Annotated in this window: 12 protein-coding genes; 8 read left to right on the plus strand and 4 right to left on the minus strand. The window is 54.7% G+C overall.

Translation table 11 applies throughout. From position 1 onward, the window contains the following. Nucleotides 1-7: 7 nt before the first annotated feature. From HA50_RS09560 to HA50_RS09575, 4 genes are all read left to right on the plus strand, one after another. Nucleotides 8-748: a response regulator gene (locus HA50_RS09560; RefSeq protein ID WP_084874662.1), complete on the plus strand. Its 741-nt coding sequence runs from the start codon at nucleotides 8-10 to the stop codon at nucleotides 746-748. Beyond that, a complete protein-coding gene (locus tag HA50_RS09565; protein ID WP_084874664.1) occupies nucleotides 745-2,040 on the plus strand; it encodes an ATP-binding protein in 1,296 nt (431 codons plus the stop codon). Before HA50_RS09560 ends, HA50_RS09565 begins: the two co-directional genes overlap by 4 nt. Nucleotides 2,041-2,207: 167 nt before the next feature. After that, entirely contained in the window at nucleotides 2,208-2,978 is a 771-nt protein-coding gene (locus tag HA50_RS09570) for an alpha/beta fold hydrolase (protein ID WP_084874666.1), read from the plus strand. A gap of 18 nt (nucleotides 2,979-2,996) precedes the next feature. Continuing rightward, nucleotides 2,997-4,184, plus strand: coding sequence for a cytochrome c biogenesis protein DipZ (locus tag HA50_RS09575; RefSeq protein ID WP_084874669.1), 1,188 nt, complete (start codon nucleotides 2,997-2,999; stop codon nucleotides 4,182-4,184). A gap of 36 nt (nucleotides 4,185-4,220) precedes the next feature. On the opposite strand, the gene HA50_RS09580 is transcribed toward HA50_RS09575, so the two are convergent. Next, complete coding sequence (locus HA50_RS09580; protein WP_084874672.1) at nucleotides 4,221-5,642, minus strand: aldehyde dehydrogenase family protein; 1,422 nt, start codon at nucleotides 5,640-5,642, stop codon at nucleotides 4,221-4,223. Between the two features lie 105 nt (nucleotides 5,643-5,747). Between HA50_RS09580 and HA50_RS09585 the strand changes: the two genes are divergently transcribed. The 3 genes from HA50_RS09585 (at nucleotide 5,748) to HA50_RS09595 (ending at nucleotide 9,166) form a co-directional block, all read left to right on the plus strand. Next, a complete protein-coding gene (locus HA50_RS09585) occupies nucleotides 5,748-6,653 on the plus strand; it encodes a LysR substrate-binding domain-containing protein (protein WP_084874674.1) in 906 nt (301 codons plus the stop codon). Nucleotides 6,654-6,915: 262 nt separating this feature from the next. Further along, a complete protein-coding gene (locus tag HA50_RS09590; RefSeq protein ID WP_084874677.1) occupies nucleotides 6,916-7,815 on the plus strand; it encodes a diguanylate cyclase in 900 nt (299 codons plus the stop codon). 235 nt (nucleotides 7,816-8,050) lie between these two features. Then, complete coding sequence (locus tag HA50_RS09595) at nucleotides 8,051-9,166, plus strand: lactonase family protein (protein WP_084874679.1); 1,116 nt, start codon at nucleotides 8,051-8,053, stop codon at nucleotides 9,164-9,166. 150 nt (nucleotides 9,167-9,316) lie between these two features. Here the strand turns inward: HA50_RS09595 and HA50_RS09600 are convergent, their stop codons facing one another. The 3 genes from HA50_RS09600 to HA50_RS09610 form a co-directional block, all read right to left on the minus strand. Further along, nucleotides 9,317-11,779 (minus strand): hypothetical protein, encoded by a 2,463-nt coding sequence (locus HA50_RS09600; protein ID WP_139810914.1) that lies wholly within the window; start codon nucleotides 11,777-11,779, stop codon nucleotides 9,317-9,319. Then, nucleotides 11,676-14,213 carry a hypothetical protein gene (locus tag HA50_RS09605; protein WP_139810915.1) on the minus strand — a complete coding sequence of 846 codons (2,538 nt, stop codon included), beginning with the start codon at nucleotides 14,211-14,213 and terminating at the stop codon, nucleotides 11,676-11,678. The genes HA50_RS09600 and HA50_RS09605 overlap by 104 nt, the downstream gene beginning before the upstream one ends. A 768-nt stretch (nucleotides 14,214-14,981) precedes the next feature. Next, the gene (locus HA50_RS09610) at nucleotides 14,982-19,550 is read right to left on the minus strand and encodes an ATP-dependent helicase (RefSeq protein ID WP_084874688.1); all 4,569 of its coding nucleotides are present in this window, start codon (nucleotides 19,548-19,550) and stop codon (nucleotides 14,982-14,984) included. Between the two features lie 114 nt (nucleotides 19,551-19,664). Here HA50_RS09610 and HA50_RS09615 point away from each other — a divergent pair, with 114 nt between their 5' ends. Then, nucleotides 19,665-20,216, plus strand: coding sequence for a YbhB/YbcL family Raf kinase inhibitor-like protein (locus tag HA50_RS09615; RefSeq protein WP_084874691.1), 552 nt, complete (start codon nucleotides 19,665-19,667; stop codon nucleotides 20,214-20,216). The last annotated feature ends 107 nt before the right edge of the window (nucleotides 20,217-20,323 follow it).

The raw sequence follows: 20,323 nt of genomic DNA on the forward strand, positions 1-20,323 counted from the left end.
GGTTGTTTTGGAGCATATTGATCACATCCTGGTTGTTGATGATGACCGGGATATCCGCGAACTGGTCACCGACTATCTGATCAAATCCGGCTATCGCGCCACCGGCGCTGCCAATGGCCGGGAAATGCGCGCGCTGCTGGCGGCCAATGCGATTGATCTGGTGGTGCTGGACATTATGATGCCCGGCGACGATGGCCTGACCTTATGTCGTCAGCTACGTAGCGACCCGCAGCGTAATCTGCCGATTCTGATGCTGACCGCGCGCAGTGAAGACAGCGATCGCATTCTTGGGCTGGAAATGGGCGCGGATGATTATCTGGTCAAACCCTTTGTCGCCCGTGAACTGCTGGCGCGGATCAAAGCGATTCTGCGCCGCACCCGTGCTTTGCCACCGAATCTGCAAATCACCGAGACCGGTCGCCTGATTGCATTTGGTGACTGGCAGCTGGATACCTCGGCGCGTCATCTGCTGGATAACGAAGGGGTGATTGTGGCGCTGAGCGGGGCAGAATATCGCCTGTTGCGCGTGTTTCTCGATCACCCCCAGCGGGTATTAACCCGTGACCAGCTACTGAATCTGACGCAGGGACGTGAGGCCGAGTTGTTCGAGCGCTCCATTGATTTGCTGGTCAGCCGCCTGCGTCAGCGTTTACGTGAAGATGCGCGCGAACCCGCCTACATCAAAACGGTACGCAGCGAAGGTTATGTACTGGCGTGCCCGGTGATGATCAAAGAGGTGAATCTATGAGGCTGTGGCCGCGTTCGCTGCTGTCCCGGCTGGTGCTGATTGTCCTGCTGGGACTGGTGCTGGCGAACGGGATGACGGTGGTCAGCCTGATGATTGAGCGCATGAGCAGCGCCAAAACCGTGATGCTCGGCAACCTTGAGTATGATGTCGCCACCAGCGTAGCGATTCTCGATCATCTCTCACCCGCAGAACGACCGGGCTGGCTGGCAAAACTGGCGCGCGGTAACTATCGCTATGAACTTTCACCGGGTCAGGCTGGCCCCTGGCCGGACAGCTGGCGTGCGCGCGATGCCATCCGTTCGCTACAGGAGACGCTCGGTGGGCACTATCCCTTAACCTTCAGCAATATCCCCGGCCCGAAGTTACATATTCAGGCCCATATCACCCTGCACGATGGCGCACCGCTGACGCTGGATCTGTGGCCGCGCATGCCCGCCATTGCTCGCTGGTTGCCGGTGGTGTTGTTTGCTCAACTGGTGCTGCTGGCATTCTGCGCCTGGATCGCCGTGCGCCAGGTGGTGCGTCCTTTTATGCGCTTCACCGAGGCGGTGGAAGGGCTGAAACCGACCCGTGCCAGTATCATGCCGGAAAGCGGTCCGGCCGAGGTGCAGCAGGCGGCACGCGCCTTTAACGCCATGCAGCTGCGCATCCAGGATCATCTGAAGGAAAGGGCGCAGATTCTGGCCGCCATTTCCCATGATCTGCAAACCCCGATTACCCGTATGAAGCTACGGGTAGAAATGTCGGAACAGCCGGAACTGCGCGATAAGCTGCTGGGCGATTTAGATAATATGAGCCGCCTGGTACGCGAAGGCATCGATTATGCGCGATCGGCACAGATACCGGATGAAACGCCACAGCGGGTAAGCCTCAATGCGTTCCTTGATAGCATCGCCTGTGATTATCAGGATGTCGGCAAAGCCGTGACCTTTTTGCCCTGTAGCGGCAAAGATAACTTCAATGTTCGCCAGCAGGCGCTACGGCGCATCATGACCAACCTGATTGATAATGCGCTGAAATTTGGTCATCAGGCCGAGGTGTTATTGCTGAACGGCGCGGATGGCAGCATGGCGATCCACGTGCGTGATAACGGGCCAGGTATCCCGGAAGCGGAGCTGGACGCGGTGCTGGAACCTTTCTATCGCGTCGAGAATTCACGTAATCGCCATACCGGGGGGACCGGCCTGGGGCTGGCTATCGCTGCGCAGCTGGTCAGCCAGATGGCCGGTAGCCTGACGTTAAGTAACCGGGCGCAGGGTGGGCTTGATGTGCAGATCCTGTTGCGTGAGTAAAAAAGTCCCCCTTTTGTAGCCTTATGTATCAACACCGCCCTGGGATATTTACTGAGACAAAAAGGGGGGATGGCGGAAACGTCGTGAACACATCAGCTGGGTTAAATAAGCGCACTGCCAGATAACGCAGTGGTTGATTTCACTCCATCACATTCACGAGGTTTCCGATGAAAAAGTTTCTGTTTAGTGCCCTTGCCGCTGTCACGCTTACCGCTTCTTTTGCCTCTCTCGCCGCGCAGGAAAATCCCGCGGTTAACACCGTGGTGCTGGTGCATGGTGCCTTCGCGGATGGCAGCAGCTGGAATCGGGTGATTCCGCTGCTGCAATCTCACCACATCAAAGTTATTGCGGTTCAACTGCCACTGACCTCCTTACAGGATGATGTTGCCGCCACCCAGCGCGCCATCGACCGCGCGCCGGGCAATGTGGTGCTGGTGGGCCACTCGTGGGGCGGCACCGTCATCACTGAAGCCGGTAATAATCCACGCGTGAAGGGCCTGGTGTATGTCGCTGCTTTCGCACCGTCCGTCGGACAATCGACCGGCGATCTGGCCGGAAGCTACCCATCCCCGCCAGGCAGTGCCGCTATTGCCAAAACGCCGGACGGTTTCCTTTACCTGCCTGCGCCAACGGTGGCGCAGGATTTCGCCCAGGATTCGCCCGCCAGCCAGCAAAAACTCCTCACCGTGACCCAGGGGCCGATTCGCGCTGCGGCCTTTGGCGACAAAGTCAGCCACGCCGCCTGGACGCAAAAACCGAGCTGGTATCTGGTCAGCACGCAAGATCGGATGATTAACCCCGACCTGGAACGGGCGATGGCGCAGCACATCCACGCCAGTGTTAGCAGCGTGGCGGCCAGCCATACCTCAATGCTGAGCCACCCGACCACGGTCGCTCAGGTGATTACCCGTGCCGTTGATGGCGTCAATGCCCAATAACTTCTCTGGAGGTGACCTATGTCGTTAATTATCGCGTTTCTGGCGGGGATGCTGACGTTACTGAGTCCCTGCACATTGCCGGTCATCCCGTTTGTTTTTGCCAGCGTGCGCGGCAAACGAGGGCAAATGGCCGCGTTGCTGGCGGGTATGGTGCTGGTATTCACCGTTGTTTCCCTGCTGATTTCGGTGGCAAGTAGCTGGGTGACCCAGGTGACGGCCGCAGGGCGCTGGCTGGCCCTGTTGTTCCTGGCGCTAACCGCCATCACGCTGCTGTCCACACGGGCGGCGCAATTTATCACCACGCCTTTTATGCTGCTCGGCAACCGTATCAATAATGCCAGCAACCAGCGCACCGGCCTGGCGGCGGCACTGCTGGCCGGGATGGCGATCGGTATGCTGTGGTCACCCTGCGCAGGGCCGGTACTCGGGGCGATCCTCAGCCTGGCGATAACCGGCCAGCATGCTTTCTCGGTTGGTTTGCTGCTGGCGGCCTACGGTGCCGGATGTGCGTTGATGCTGGGGGTGTTGTGGTATGCCGGACATGAATTGCTCACCCGTCTGCGTCCTGGGCTGGCAATGATGACGCGCTGGCGTCAGGGGGCCGGGGTATTGATGCTGGCGTCGGTGGTGCTGCTGGCCAGCGGCCGGCAGGGGGCGTTGCAGGCGGCACCGGCGCTGGCGCAGAATCTTGAGCAGCGGCTGAGCCACTTTCTGCCGACCAGTTCGCCAAAAATTACCCCGGTGCCGGTGGTGGAACAGACGCAAAGTGCTATGCCGGGCCTGGAAGGTGGCACCGACTGGTTCAATAGCGCGCCGCTCAGTCGGGCAGATCTCAAGGGCAAAGTGGTGCTGATTGATTTCTGGACCTATGACTGCATCAACTGCCAGCATACGTTGCCGCATGTCCGTGACTGGGCGAAGAAATACCAGGCGGATGGCCTGACGGTGATCGGCGTGCATACCCCGGAATATCCGTGGGAGCGGGATCCGGCGGCGGTCGCCCGGGCGATCAAACAATGGGGGCTGCCATACCCGGTGGTGGCGGATAACAACTACAGCATCTGGAATCGCTTCGGCAATAGGTACTGGCCCGCCCATTATATTTTCGATGCCCACGGCCAGCTGCGTTACACCGCGTTTGGTGAAGGCGATTACGCCGGGCAGGAGAAGGTGATCCAGCAGCTGTTGCAGGAAGCTAAAGCGTAAAACAGCGCCGCTCGCGTAGCGGCGCAATTTATTGCGCTAAGGCGCGAAGGTTAACGCGCGTGGTTCCAGAAACGCGGTGATGCCCCATTGGCCCATTTCCCGTCCGATGCCCGAACTGCGGAACCCGCCAAAGGGCGCGCGCGGTTCATGTGCCAGGGTATTAATCATCACTCTGCCAGCCAGAATCTGCTCACCAATCTGGCGCGCCCGGCTTTCATCTTCGCCGATCACCAATGCCGAGAGTCCATACCGGGTATCGTTCGCGATGGCGATAGCCTCCTGTTCATCCCGATACGTTAACAGGCTGAGTACCGGGCCAAAGATTTCTTCCTGGGCGATGCGCATATCATTGCTGACATCAGTAAATAATGTCGGTTTGACATACCAGCCGTGGGTCAGCGGCTCCGGTCGGCCGACGCCTCCGGCCAGCAGACGCGCGCCCCGTTGTGTACCCAGTTCAATGTAACGTTGCACGCGTTCCCATTGCTGCTGGTTAATCATCGGGCCGATGGTGGTGCTGGCATCCGCCGGATCGCCAGAACGCTGGCGCTGCACGGCGGCGGTCAGAGCCTGCTCAAACTCGGCTTTACGTTGTTCTGGCACCAGGATACGCGTCCCGGCAATGCAGGCTTGTCCGCTATTGATAAAACCGGCCTGCACCGCAAGTTCGGCAGCGCGTGTGGCATCGGCATCGGGCAAAATCACGGTGGGGGATTTACCTCCCAGTTCCAGCGTCACGCGTTTAAAGCTGTCGGCGGCGCTGCGCAGAATGGTTTGACCGGTGGCGGTGGAACCGGTAAAGGAGATTTTCGCCACATCCGGGCTGGTACTGAGGGCATGACCCACCGTGGCACCACGACCGGTGACGATGTTAAATACACCGGGCGGTAATCCGGCACGATCCAGCGCTCGGGTAACAACGTCGGTTTGCAGTACGCTAAATTCACTCGGTTTGATCACCGTGGTACAACCGGCGGCGATCGCCGTGGCCAGCTTATGGCAGATAAAGCCAGCGTTGCTGTTCCACGGGGTGATCAGCGCGGCCACCCCGAGTGGCAGCATCTGCACGCTGGCGCGTCCTGCCTGTTGCTGAAAGGAATACGTTTGCAGTTCTGTCATCACCTGTCTGATGACATCCGCAGGATAGGTTGCCATCCATTGCGAACGTGAGGACGGCGCACCATATTCTTCGCGCACCGCCTCATGCAGCTCTGCTTCACATTGCTGCATGGCGTGAAACATCGTTTCCAGCAGCGCCAGCCGTTGCGCGACGCTATATTGGCTAAATGCCGGGAAGGCGGCTTTGGCCGCTGCGATGGCGTGCAATGCATCGCTTTCATTAGCCAGCCGGGCGGTGCCGATAACACTGCCGTCAGAGGGTCTGATAATATCCATCCTCTCGGTGCCTGCCGGGGTGACAAAGCGGCCATTAATGTAGATATGTTCGATTGAGCGCATGGGCTGTTCTCCTGTAAGGCTGTGGTGCAAGGAAAGTAGCACGCACGCGATGTCGCTATAATCCGCCTGACCCTGCAAAGGGTATTGCGTTTAACGGAATAATTGATGAATCGAACCGGTATCAGTGAACTTGAAATCATGCTGACAGTGGCGCGGCGCGGCAGTTTTAGCGGCGCAGCCAGTGAGCTGGAAATCTCCCCGTCTGCCGTCACCAATGCCGTCGCCGGGCTGGAAAAGCGGCTGGGTGTGCGGCTGTTTAACCGCACCACGCGCAGCGTCGGGTTAACCGAGGCCGGACAGCGCTTTATGGTGAAGGTTGCACCTGCGGTCGAGCTGATCCGCAGCGCGTCTGCGGAGATCGCCAGCCTGCCCGCCGATCCTGCCGGGTCGCTGCGCATCAATGTGCCACCAGAAAGTTGCGCACTCTGGTATGACGAAATTTTGCTGCCGTTTCTCGCTCGTTACCCGCGTATTCGCGCGGATATTCACAGCCAGAAGGATAAGGTGGATATTATTGCCGCGGGCTTTGATGCCGGCATCCGTCTGGCAGATGATATCCCGGCCGATATGATCCCGGTGAAGCTAACGCCGCCGTTGCGCATGATCCTGGTGGCATCGCCCGATTATCTTTCCCATGCGGGTACGCCGCAGCAACCTGAAGATTTGCATGAGCATCGCTGCATCTGTATGCGTATGGCCGACGGCAGCATTTACCGCTGGGAATTGAGCCATCAGCAACAAAGCTACAAGGTGCAGGTGGAGCCGCTGCTCACCGTCAACGATCTGGCTTCGGCGCAGAAAGCGGTGGTGGGGGGATTGGGCATTGCCTGTATGTCAGAACGGCATATCGCGGCGGATGTGCTGGCGGGCAGGGTGATTCAGTTGATGCCGGAGTGGCAGGTCAATCTCGGTGCGTTGTGTCTGTACTATCCTGGTCACCGTTTAGTACCGCCTGCCTTAAAGGCGTTGACGGAGTTTATCCGGCAAGTGATGGACGCACGAAATCTGTAACGGCACGATGTATCGCGGACATTTCTTTACTCATATTTGATGTGGGTATTTAACATCTGGCGAATATTAAAGACAAATAAAACACCCGATTAATATTTTATTTTCCTGGTTGTTGATAAAACAATATCTTGCATCATATCACCGTGCCTGGATCATAAAAAACAAAATAGTCTTCAGGATGATTCTTTTTTACAAAAAACTATAAAATCTATAATGTTATTTTTGTAAGCTTATCCATAGTTTTAAAAATCCTGGAGGAATAATGCAAAGAACTATCTACGATATCGATGTTGATATTGCAAATTTAAATCAAGCCATAAAAAATCACTATGAATGGTCAAACAAATTGCTCGAAATTAGTTTATTCGGTGGCAACTTTGACAGAACCTTAGAAGGAGAACATTCACACGAACATTGTGATTTTGGTAAATGGGTTGATGCGGTGTTAATTAAATATGATTTCAATGAGAATGATTTATTACGCATTTCAGATTCGCATAAAAAAATGCATCAATCGGTCAGGGACATTATCGCCGCTATCAAAATCAATGCCTTTACCCACCCACAGCTCAAAGAATACTTCCATAAACAGAAAAACTTCCTTGATGCCGTAGATACTTACAAGTCGCGCCTGTTGGCAAGCCGCAGTGCCTACGATGCGCTTACCGAATTACCGATACGTAGCAAGTTGTACAGTGATTTTCCACGTTTGCAGGAGCGATGTACGCGGAACGACAAAGATCTGTATCTGATTATCCTGGATGTCGATCATTTTAAAACCGTCAATGATGGTTATGGTCACAATGGCGGCGATGCAGTGCTTAAAGGTCTGGCTAATTTGCTGGTGGCAAACATGAGGAAATACGAGAGATGTTATCGTTATGGCGGTGAAGAATTTGTTATTCTGGTGGAAAGTCAGCGTCTTGATGATATCAAAAAAATCATCGCAAGACTGATGGTGAAAATTCGCAACGAAACATTTTTTTATGAAAATAGCGCAATCAATATCACGGTGACATCGGGTGTTGCTCTGGTTAAAGAAGGGGGAACACTGGAGAGTATTATCGAGCTTGCAGATAAAGCGATGTATTACGGCAAACAGCATGGTCGGGATGTTTGTATGCTGAATCATAATAATGAGATTGGACTCTTTTACAAATAATCACACCATAACCTTTCCCAGCCACGTGACGCGGGAGCCTGCGCATGCGCGCTTTCCTGCGGCACCAGTGAGCCAGCGCACAATCCCGCATTAAACTTTTTCTGCTGCCATCGGCTAACCCACTGAAAGCCAGAGCCCTCTGTACAAATGCCCAAATTGTCTCGGGCATTCACACCTTAACGCCCTGATTTGCGCCGGATACGCTGCACCCACCCTGACCCTGTGGAGAAAAATAATGAAAATTGCTATGCGTCTGGCGTTACTTTCTGCCCTGGCCTTCAGCGGCTCGCTGATGGCGCAAACCTTCGTCTATGTGTCCGAGGCCAGTGATGGCAACATTGCCCGCTATGCCCTGAATGATAAAACCGGGGCGCTGACCTTACTGGGCCAGACATCGGCGGGCGGTAAAGTGATGCCGATGGCGCTCAGCCCCGATCATCACCGTTTATATGCTGCGATTCGCAGCCAGCCACTGCGGCTGGTGAGCTGGACGATTGATGCGCACAGCGGTGACCTGACACAGGCAACCGAAGTGGCGGCAGCGGCCAGTTATCCTTATATCAGCGTCGATAATCGTGGGCGTTTCCTGTTAGGTGCATCCTACGATGGCGATGTGGTGCATGTTTATCGGCTGGCGAAGGATGGCAAAGTAGAAGCACCGCCGGTGGCGGCGTATAAAACCGGCCATGTGGCCCATTCGGTGATCACCGATGCCACCGGACATTCGGTCTATGTCGGCAACCTCGGCGTCGATCGGGTACTGCAACTGAATTTAACCCCGGACGGCAGCCTGACGCCGATTGGCAACGGCTATGTGGCGACCGCCGCTGAGAATGGTCCGCGCCACTCGGTGATGTCGCCTGATAACCGTTATTTGTATAACGTCGGTGAAATGGGCGGTGTGATTACGCAATTTAAGCGGCAGCCAAACGGCGCACTGGATAAAGTCGCCGAATGGCCCAATGCGGTCGCGGCGAAATATCAGTTGCAACATGGGCGCGAACGTCCGGCAAATTATAACGATCCCACCCCGCGTATCTGGTCAGCGGATATCCGCATCACGCCTAATGGTCATTTTTTGTATGTGACAGAACGTACCAGCAGCACGGTTACGGGTTATCGTGTCAATAAAGATGACGGCAAACTGACGCTGATTGGCAGCTGGCCGGTGGAGAAACAGCCGCGCGGCATTGCCATTTCACAGGATGGTAAATGGCTGGTTGCCAGTGGGGAGAAAAGCGACGTCACCGGCAGCTATGCCATCAATCCGCATAGCGGGGTGCTGAAAAAGGTGGGCAGCGCACCAGCGGGAGGCGATGCCAACTGGGTCACGATGGTGACGTTTAACTGAGTGGCGCACGGTGCCGGGGAAAAACGCGTGATAAATCACGCCGCTACGGTCAGATGTGGCCTGTAGCGGCGCGATTTATCGCGCGGGTCTTTCCGGCATCCTGCACGGAATTGCACGATAAATCGTGCCGCTACAAATCTGCACAGCTATTTAATCCTGATTATGTGAATGTGAAGCCCCCGCGTTAATCTCATCAAAGATTGCCGCACCGGCCTTAAACACTAACGATTTTAATAAATCAAATTTTATCAGCGCATCTTTATCAATTTCCTGATTCGGAGCCAGATATTCATAGGCCTGCTCGGCCACCCGATGCCAGATACTCACCATAAAATCAGCATTTTGCTTGATAAAATAGAGCAGGAATTGATGGTTGTTATAACCAATATCCATAAGTTGTTTGAGTTCTTTGCGTTTTTCCTCAGACTCATCACTGAAACGGTTACGATAGCGTGCTGCGTGTAAGCCTAAATATTTATATCGAAACTCACCAATTTTTATTCTGTGTATGGCGTCGGTGGTGTATCGCGATAGCTGGTCACAGAAACGCTCCAGAAACTCCGTGTCGCGCATCAGGTATTCAACCATATGTCCTCTGTCGGACAACAGTTCTTTGCCATACTCTTCGATGCCGCGAAAGCTGAATTTCTTCATTAAATTATAACTTTCGATATAGACCTCAGGAGGGGTATACGCATAATCCAGGCCATTGTTGATATGTCCGGTTTCGTGTATGGCTACCTGTTTAAAAATGTCATCATTCGGTATTTTTTGCGTATAAATATGCTTGTGCTGGTCATCAAAGGTGGTGAAGGCGATATCACCGGGGCTGAAAAATAATTTTTCCGCATCATCTTTAAAACATCCGGCAACCAGTTGACCATTTTTGGCAAATCTTTCCTCAAAAATCCGGAATCTGTCTGGGGTAACGGCCAGTATGTTATTTTGTAATCTTCTGAAGTCTGAGGTGAACGATCTGACCTCCTCTGCAGTAAAGATTTTTCCGGTAAATTCAGTGAGGATATCCCCCATTAATTTCGGGTGAAGGTTGTTATTAAATAGATTGCTAACCATCCTTGCCTGAGAATGGAGTTCATTTATGTTGGCACTCAGGCGTTGAAAAAATGCCGGGTATTTTTTTTCAAAGTCATGTTTGTTTTTGGTTTTTAAGGAATACTTTTTTTCATCCGGGATGTCAGGGGGGAGTATTCCATCGAGGATTTTATTAATCCTCAGGTTGACCTTGATTTCGCGCTCAGGATAGTCTTTGTAATACATCTCCAGGCTGTCTTTGAATGCCCGGTTCTGATATTGATACGTTTTTATTTTTCTGTCCAGATTTTTGAGTTCTTTAATAATTTTGTCTGCTTTCGGGTAAAAGGTTTCTTCCTCTGGATACATGGCATGATATATCTCTATGGCACGGGAAAATTTCTTAAATCCGCTGTCAATAGTTGCAGCCGTTTCCCATTTGGCAAATTTGTCGATAAACTCACTGGCGGCAGGGAATTTTCCGCGGATAAAATCAATCGGCAAATTCTTTGCTAACTCCTTCATCATCTTGCGGCAGGTGATTTCGGCAAAGTGGGGTGGGTCCGGAAGTTTGTTACCTTGTTTAATTAACGCCTGCATCGCCGTTTTGCGCTGGTGATCCTCATGGGGATTCAATGCCATATAACCATAGGTGAGCGGGCTTAGCATATCCGTGTAAAATGGCGCTTTCGTGGAAATATCGCGCGTTGCCCGGACTGGCATACTATTCCTGTCGATGGGATCACCCCGCCAGGTGCGGAAGAAATCGTTAAATTCAGAAAGCTGGTGAAATTGAATCCTGTTTTTATCGTCTTTCCACTCAGTGATGATGGTGTCACCATCATCTTTTTTCACCCAGAGGCGTACGGGTCTCCAGCCGGGTGGAGTAATCAGATTATTAAAAAAGGTTTCGGTAATATTGGCGGTATTAAAATCAATTTCGGCAAATTCTTTTTTAAAATAAATTACGCCATATTTATCTAAAACCCGCATGTCCTGTTCCAGCCGTTCGGTTTTTAATGCATTTAGCGTATTGCTCTCAATGTGAGAAAGGAAATTATTAACGTCGAGGTTGAGTTCCTGATTAGTGGATGTATCAAAGACAGTGGCATGTCTGGTGGGCAGAAGTAAAAAGTTTTTCTGATCGACCCGGTAATTTTTCACACCCTGAGCGGTATTGAGTTGACAATAAATCTGGTCGGTTATGGTATTCCATTGGACATCAAGGATTTTTACCCGCGAGGGGAGCGGGCGAAGATTGAGGGAATCATGACTTAGCATCCAGCTCAGGCTGCTATGGAATAACGTCGAATTCGCCAGATAGTTTTTAACCTGACTATCCTGCAGGTACATTTGCTCCTCAAGTTGTACGACGCCTGGCGGATGCAGACTCGCCTGCCCGGCATTGTTTTTTATTTCTGCTCGGATGTTTTCTGTAATTTTCCCCACCACGGAACGCGCCACATAGGCAGCAAACTTAACCAGTTTGCTGCTTTCCCCTTCCGGAGACGCATCGTACAGACAAGTTGCGGCATCCTCCAGAGTGAGCAAGGCTTTTTTTTGCAGTATCTGGTTGGTCAAGAATATCGTCCAGTGCCTGCTTGCAGGATTCAATCGGGATGAATTGCATGATTAAATTTCCTGAAAAATTGAGTACCGCATCCGCAACGCCAGGGGCGCTGGTTGGTACTGTGATTAATTCAGGGAAGCGTAGCCTGGCAATATTCTGGCTTAAATTCTGCATGTAAAAATGCCAGTTCTGCTTGTAGTTGGCACCCGGTACGTTTTTTTTGTCGCCAACAAAAAACGTCGTTTGTGACAATTGATGCACACCTTGTGCAGACAGGCGTGCCACAAATGCATTTTTACCCTGATTATTGATCCAGCGGGCATAGTGGTCTTTATTGTTATAATGTCCTGAATCGTCATAGGCGAGTGGTGCTGCGAAATTATTGAGTGCCGGAATCTCTGAGATAAAATAGCAGCGTCTGATGCGTTCGAAATCTGCGGTGATAACAAAACCAATAAAATGGCGTATTTTAACCCGGTCTGACGCATTCTCCGAGGTAATAAAATGGATTTCCAGCCCCTGAGGCTCTTTCGACGCCGCCAGGAAAAAGTCCTGGTCCACCGCAGGTATCTGGTTGAGTGCCAAAGCACAAAGCTGGCCTTCAATATCCACTAATTTCTGATAATCGGCTTTAACCGTGCTGACCTGTTCTCCGCCGGATTGTATCTGATGATAAATTTTGTTGTTGAGATACAAAGCGTGAACCAGTAATCCGCCTTCAGCTTCGAGAAGATTGAGATAATCGCACAAGCGGTGGGTGCCTTTTTGTAGCAAACTATCGAAACGTGAAAATCGGTTGAGTAAATAGTCTTCCGAGAACCGCAGTAAGGTTTGCATACCAAATTGTTTTAACTTATCAATCGAAAGATTATTTAATTTATCCTCATTGGCAATGATTCCTGCCCCCACGCTTAACAGCACGCCACTCGGAGAGAGCACAATTTCCGCACTGATATCCTCTTTATTGATTAAGCGAAAGCAGGGAAAGTGGTTTTTGACAAATTCAACATAGAGAAATTGCAGTTTTGCTATTACGGTTTCACTTTCCAGAAAAGCAGGCAAGGGGTAGTCAGTATTTATCACTGAGGCCAGTAGATTATTTTTAAAACTATTTTGCAGATCGATAAGAATATTATTCAGTGCGGCAAATGACGTGCTTTCAGGGCGAATCACCGTCATAAGATTGCTAAAAGTCGCCGAAAGGAGTTTACCTGGATCAGGAATCAGGCGATCAATCCGCTCAATCAAAATATCAGTCACCTGCTGTTTTCCTTCTGGATGGTTTATCCAGGCATGCAGCACTTCCTTATTCTGCGCAAAGCGTGAACCCTCGAACAACCGTGTAACGAGTTTAAGCAGTGGTTGGTCGTCGAACGCACAGCGTTGATGGAGAGTTATCACCAGTTTTTTGCAGAGAAATACCACTTCCTCCAGAGGCGTCCATTGCGGCTGGGTCGTTCCTGCCAGTTCGGTGAAACAGGCATGAATTTTGTCATCCAGCCGCGTTGCGGGTAGCTGTCCAAGCCATTGTTGTGCCTGTATTAACATGTCACTGAGATCGCGGGCAACCAGCGGTGGCTGTGTTATCCGGCACGATCCCTGAGGTTTTCGCTGTTCTGATGGGCCAAATAGCCGCGTCATACTGTCCTGCGTGACCGCCGGGGGCAATGCTGAGGTTCTGGCCGTCGTTGCGGTTGTTCGGGGGCGGGTTGGAAAGGTAAAGGGGATTAAAATCTTTTTGTCGCGCTCGAATAAGTTAATCTCGTAATCAATCACTTGCGCCCGCGACATCGGCGTTGGCGTTGGCGGTATCTCAGCGGGGGTTGTCTCCTCATCATATTCATAGAATGGCCAGTCATCATAAGGGGCCATCGGCCCGAAGGGATCGAGGTCGCTGGCGTCTTCGAATTCCTGCGCCCCGACCAGTGGCAGGAGATGCCAGCCCGACGCTGGCATCGATACTTTTTCCCGCAGAGCATAAGGCGCAGCCAGCGGAGCAGGGGCCGCTGGCGGTACCTGAGCACAACAAACCCCATTGTTTACCGGTTCGCTTAGCCCGGCGATCTGCCACGGATGGCGGTAAAACGCGGTGGGATAACCGGCCGTAGCGCGATTTAATGCGCGGTTGATCTCAATCTCTGCCAGGTGTTCATTACTCACGCACACCCGTGTTGCCAGATTGTTTTCAATGCCAATACCGGCGATAGCGAAAGCGGCGGTCTGGTTATCCGCCGGTTGCACAATGCCTGACGGACATTTCGGGACGCGCAGGCAAATCGACTGCCCCTGACGAAGCCGCAACGCTGGCTGGGCAACGTCACCAGGCAGATTGATAACCGATTTAAACCGTAATGCTGTATCTGGCCCAGCGGTATCGATGATCGCACTGGCATTTAACCGTTGCGTGGGGTGCGGTGTTGCTGTGGAAAAAGTCAGGGCGGGCAAGTTGATATCGAGATAAACGCTGATCCAGGGTGCCAGCCTGTTTAGCAGGGGCAGCAACAGGGTAGAGCGCGGTTGCCAGAAGGTCATCTTTTCCAGGCAACGCCTGAGCTGCTGCACAAAGGTATGGCAAATATCCCGTTCTTCTTGCTTCAGACTGCACAGCCATTCCCTGCGACTCGCCACATAGGCGTCAATCCACTGTAACGCCCTGGTGGCGTCATCTGCGGTTGAGACAGCAAGCACCAGCGTATTGAGACGATAGATAAAATTATTCACATCGGGATGGTTTGCGCTAACACGCAACAATCCGGGGAGCTGGCGGGTGGCTTTGCCGATGGCCTGTTTTTGCAGCAGGCTGAGAAGCCACATCGTCAGTAGCTGGGCGGCGGCCAGCGGGGGCGCTTCTATGCCTCGGGGATTGGCAACGGCGAGGGCACGAAAGTAGCTACCGACATTGCTCAGAGCCTGTCGAATGCCTTCCGCTGGGGTGCGTGGCAATTGATGATTGCTGGAGAGCATGGCCAGGCTGTTACGCAGAGACTGGCAGATCCCGCTCAGGGAAAATACCGCGTTACGACCAGGCTGGGGCGCAGTATGACTGGCGCAAGCGGATGATATATTGGCAGCACCCGTCATCAGAAACTCCTTCATGGTGAATGGCTGGCAAGGGAAGTGAAAGGAGTAAAACCTGGACAGACCCCCCTGGTTTTACAAGGAGGCTCATGTGATGAAATGATGAAAAATTTCTGAACTGAAACCTGATAAGGTCTAGCCGTACCAGCTATAGCCGCGCGGTACGCGGGAAAACCCGGCTTCTTTCAGTGCTGGCAGCAGCGGTGATTGCCCGGCGGGAAGGTCGTCGATACGTTCCAGGGTAAAGTTAAGATGCTTCTCGCGCTTGAGTGCCGTGCCCAGCGCCAGCACTGCCGCATGCATTTCATCACCGGTAGTTTTGGCGGTGAATGTCATCAATTCTTTGCCACCCTGCGGCAGATAAAGCAGGACCTCGCCACGCACCATCACCACCAGTGCGCCATTGCGGCGTGTGGGGCGATTGCCTGTCAGGCTTTGCGGCCAGGGAAGTTGCACACCAAAGGGATTGGCGGGATCAAGTACCGCAAGGGCGACCGGACTGGCGCCGCTGTGCTGACTGCTGGCGAGCTGGCGCAGGCGGTCAATCGCCGTATGGTCAGCAAACTGCGCGGCACCCATCCCGGCAACAAACCGCCCGCGTAACAGTCGTCCGGCATCTTCCAGGCCACGCAGCAGCGGTTGTAACGCCGGGAACCCGCCGGGCACCTGTTCTGCGATGGCTGCACCACGGCTGATGACGCCAAAGCGGTCCAGCATATTTTCTGTCAGCGCCAGCGCGCGCTCGGTATCGGCAAGGGGCGGACGCATAACCAGCGACCAGCGGCCCGCCATGCTGTTGAGGCCAGGGCCGGTGCTGATACGGGCAGCGGGCGTGCTATAGCTGATGCGTCCGCGCCGGGGGCGGCTGGGACGGGAACGCGGTGTGCTGCTCTGGCTGCTCAGGGTGCGCAGTGCTGACCAGGTGTCGGTGGTGAGATAACCGCGCCAGGCCAGATCCCACATCGCTTCGTAAACCAATGAGGAATCAGCGGTTTCATCTGCCAGATGCGGCAGTAACTGACGCACAAACCAGCCGCTGCCGTCCTGCAACAGCGTCAGGATCGATTGTTGTAGCGGTGTCAGTGCCACGGTTTTTCCCTCGTCTGGTGCAGGAAGCGTTTCAGCGGCGTAGTCATTTAAATGCAATGACACCAACCCCTCACTGGCCCCCTGAGCGCGTTGTCCGCTCCAGATTACCTCACCGCTGGAGAGCAGTTCATCCAGCATCGCGGGCTGGTAATCACGCACCCGGACAGGAAAAATTTGTGATTCCCACAGCGCAGCGGGCAATGCGACCCCCGCCAGTTGTTCGATCACCCGCAGCACGCCGTTGCTGCCACTCAATGCGCCCTGGGCCTGACGGGCCGCAGCATCGCTCAATACGCCCTGACGCTCCAGCAACAGGGTGACATAAACCGCCTGATTCACCGGTTTAGTGGCTTCGCGCGCCGCCTGCAACGAACGGATGCGCAGGCGACGGAATACGGATTCCGCCACCCATTGCGGTTCGTCGGTGTCGGCTGCGGCAAAGTCGCCTTTCAGCACCTTGTCCTGCTGGCGCAGCACCTCCAGCGCATCGTCGGCGACGACGCGCCCCAGCCCGAAATGCCGGGCCATTTGTGACGCCGTAAACAGCGCATGGGTCCGGGCGAAGCGGCTAATCAGGTCGTATAACGGACGCGCTACCGGCTGGAGCAGCACGGCGGGTAGGGTATCGGGCACGCTGCTTCCCAATGCATCGCGCAGCCGCGCGGCATCCTCAGTCACCGCCCAGCGCGTGTCACCGGCCATGTTGACCGGGAAAATCCGTTGCGCCTGCTGTAGCGCCGTTAAACCGGCATGCAGTGCTTCTTCGCCGCTGTAGCGTAGCGCCAGTTCCGTAGTCGAAAGGGGGCCGATTTCACGCAACAAATCCACCAGTGCTTCGCGACTGCTGGCGTGATAATCAGGCAGCGTGCGTTGTAATTCCTGCTCCACGCGGGCGACCACCTCGGGAGCCAGCAGTTCGCGCATATCGACCTGGCCCAGCAGGTCACTTAATAGTTTGCTGTCCAGCGCCAGCATGGAGGCGCGTTTCTCTGCCTGGGGAGCATCGCTGGCATACATAAACTCAGCTACGTAACCAAACATCAGCGGGGCGGCAAACGGTGAGGGCGAATCGGTACTGACCTCCACCAGCTGAATCTCTCCCTGTTGCAGACGCAACATCAGATGATGCAAGGCGGGTAAGTCGTAGACATCCTGTAAACATTCGCGAGCGGTTTCAATCAGGATGGGAAAATCATCAAACTGGCGGGCAACTTCCAGTAACTGCCCGGCACGTAAACGTTGCTGCCAGAGGGGCGAACGTTTACCGGGATTGCGGCGTGGTAACAGCAGCGCACGCGCCGCACATTCGCGAAACCGGGCAGCAAACAGCGCCGACTGGCCGACGGATTGGGTCACCACCCGTTGTAGCTCATCAGGCGCAAACAGGAACATTTCAGCGCCGGGGACTCGGCCTTCACTGTCCGGAAAACGCGCCACAATGCCATCATCGCTGGCGACCACGGCAGGATCGAGACCCATGATCCGGCTGATGCGTTCTGCCACCGCCAGTGCCCAGGGAGCATGCACGCGCTGGCCGTAAGGCGAATGCAAAATCACGCGCCAGTCGCCGGTTTCATCGCGGCAGCGTTCAATCAGTAAGCTGCGATCGGTTGGCAAGGTGCCGGTGGCCTGGTGTTGTTCGGCAATCAGCGTCTGAATATTATGGCGTGCATATTCATCCAGGGTGTCGCCTGGGGAAGCACCCTGATCAATGGCGCGCAGATAGCGCCCAATCGCTTCACCGAGTGCCGCAGAGCGGCCAACCCCCTCGCCATGCCAGAAGGGCAGACGCGCCGAACGTCCGGGGGCTGGTACTACCACTACCTGATCATGCGTAATTTGCTGAATGCGCCAGGAAGTGGCACCGAGGGTGATGATGTCATTGACCCGCGATTCGTACACCATCTCCTCATCCAGCTCGCCCACGCGTCGCGCGCCCGCCTGTTCTTCCCCTTCAGGCAGCATGACGCTGAACATACCGCGATCCGGGATGGTCCCGCCGCTGGTCACCGCCAGATGCTGCGCGCCCGGACGGCCACTGAGGGTGTGGTTGTGGCGGTCCCAGATGATGCGCGGGCGTAAATTGGCGAATTCGTCGGAGGGATAGCGTCCGGCCAGCATATCCAGCACCGCATCAAAGGCGCTACGTGGCAGAGTGCGGAAAGGGTCGGCACGCCGGACCTGCTCAAACCAGCCATCAACCTGCAAAGTATCCATCGCGGCGGCCGCCACCGTATGTTGTGCCAGCACATCCAACGGGTTGTGTGGCGGAGCGATGGCATCCAGCTTTCCGGCCAGCATGGCATCCACCGTCACCGCGGTATCCACCAGGTCCCGGCGCGTGCGCGGCCAGAAAATACCCTTAGGGGTGCCGCCAACCTGGTGCCCGGCACGACCCACGCGTTGCAGCGCACTGGCGACCGACAACGGTGCCCCGACCTGCATCACCAGGTCGATATCACCCATATCAATGCCCAGTTCCAGGCTCGATGTTGCCACCACGCAGCGCAGTTTTCCCGCCTTGAGGGCGGTTTCAATCTCCAGCCGTTGTTCTTTCGACACTGAGCCATGATGCGAGCGGGCGATAAAGGTATCGGGCGTTTGCACCCGTTTTTCGGTGCCACCGGTGAAGGAGCCGTAGCCGAAGGATTCTTCCGGTTCTGTTGGTTGTTCTCCCCGCCGCCGCGCGTAGAGTTCGTTGAGGCGTGCGGTGAGTTTCTCCGCCAGACCGCGTGAATTAGTAAACACCAGCGTGGCCCGATGGCGCAGCACTTCGTCGAGGATACCGGCTTCGATATGCGGCCAGATCGATCCGGCAGCCAGGGTCGCATCCTGAGCAGCGCGCGCATCGGGACGCTGCTGAATATCGGTCATATCGGCAACCGGGACGGTGATGGTCAGTTGCAGGGGACGCTTTGCGTCGGGGTTGACCACCAGCGTTTCACCCGCACCGCCAAGGAAACGTGCCACCACCTCGGGTGGGCGTACCGTTGCTGACAGACCGATGCGTTGGGCTGGCTGGGCCAGCAGTGCATCGAGTCGCTCCAGACTGAGCGCCAGATGAGAGCCGCGCTTGCTGCCCGCCACCGCATGGACTTCATCGACGATCACCGTTGAGATGCCCTGTAGCGTTTCGCGTGCTTTGGAGGTCAGCAGCAAAAACAGCGATTCCGGCGTGGTAATCAGGATATCGGGTGGACGTCGTTGCAGCTGCGCCCGCTCAGCACTGCGCGTGTCACCGGAGCGCATCCCCACCGCCAGCGCGATCTCCGGCTCGCCTTGCTGACGGCGCTGTGCTTCAACGCCCGCCAACGGCATTTGCAGATTGCGCTGGACATCAGCGGCCAGCGCTTTAACCGGGGAGATATACAGGATGCGGGTTTTGTGGCTGCGTTCGACGGATGCTGCCTGGCTGCGTTCACGGAACAAGGCATCAATCGCATGCAGAAAAGCCGCCAGCGTCTTACCGGAGCCGGTAGGGGCGATCACCAGACAGTTTTTCCCGCTGGCAATGGCCTGCCATGCTTCGGCCTGGACCGGTGTCGGGGCCCGAAACGCAACACGAAACCATTGCTGTGTCGCGGGTAAGAAATGACTGAGCGCTGCATCTGACATCCGCTTTCCCTGATTGCTTAATCGGTACACTTCTCAGTTTAGCGAAGTCGAAGGAGGAAAATCAGGGTATATACTTGTTTCTTTGGTTGGTTTCTTCATCAACAGGAGTGAATGATGGTTATGTTGAAGCGCGCGCTGCTGCTGGCGCTATTTCCGGCCTCAGTGCTGGCCGCCCCGATTTTTACCCTGCAATCATCCGATTTTACCGACAACGCGATGCTGGAAAAGGCGTTTGCCGGTAACGCGCAAGGCAATCCTTCCTGTACCGGTGACAATGTTTCCCCGGCCCTGAGCTGGTCCAATGCGCCCACCGGGACACGCAGTTTCGCCCTGATGATCACCGATCCGGTGGGAGGAAAGGGGCTGGGCGTCACGCATCTGGTGGCCTATAACATCGCCGCCGATCGCACGTCCTTTGCCCAGGGGGAACTGGCAAAAGGTACCGGTTATACCGGGGGCAAGAACTCTCCCGGCACCACCCGCTATTACGGCCCGTGTCCGCCGGTGGGAAGCGGCGTGCATCACTACAACTTTGTGCTGGTTGCTACCGATTTACCGCCTGACCAGTTACCGGCGGGGTTAACCCATGATGCGCTGGTGACGAAATTAAAAGGCCATGCCCTGGGTGCCGCCACCCTCGTCGGACGTTTTACTAACGATCACTAGCGGCGTGATTTATCACGCAGGAAATGGCTGAGTCAGATACTCCAGCCATTTTATTGAAACGATATCTTCCATGTTTTTAGCGCTAAAAACTTGAGATGAGAACAAAT

It is taken from the genome of Pantoea cypripedii, from assembly GCF_002095535.1.
Lineage (GTDB): Bacteria > Pseudomonadota > Gammaproteobacteria > Enterobacterales > Enterobacteriaceae > Pantoea > Pantoea cypripedii.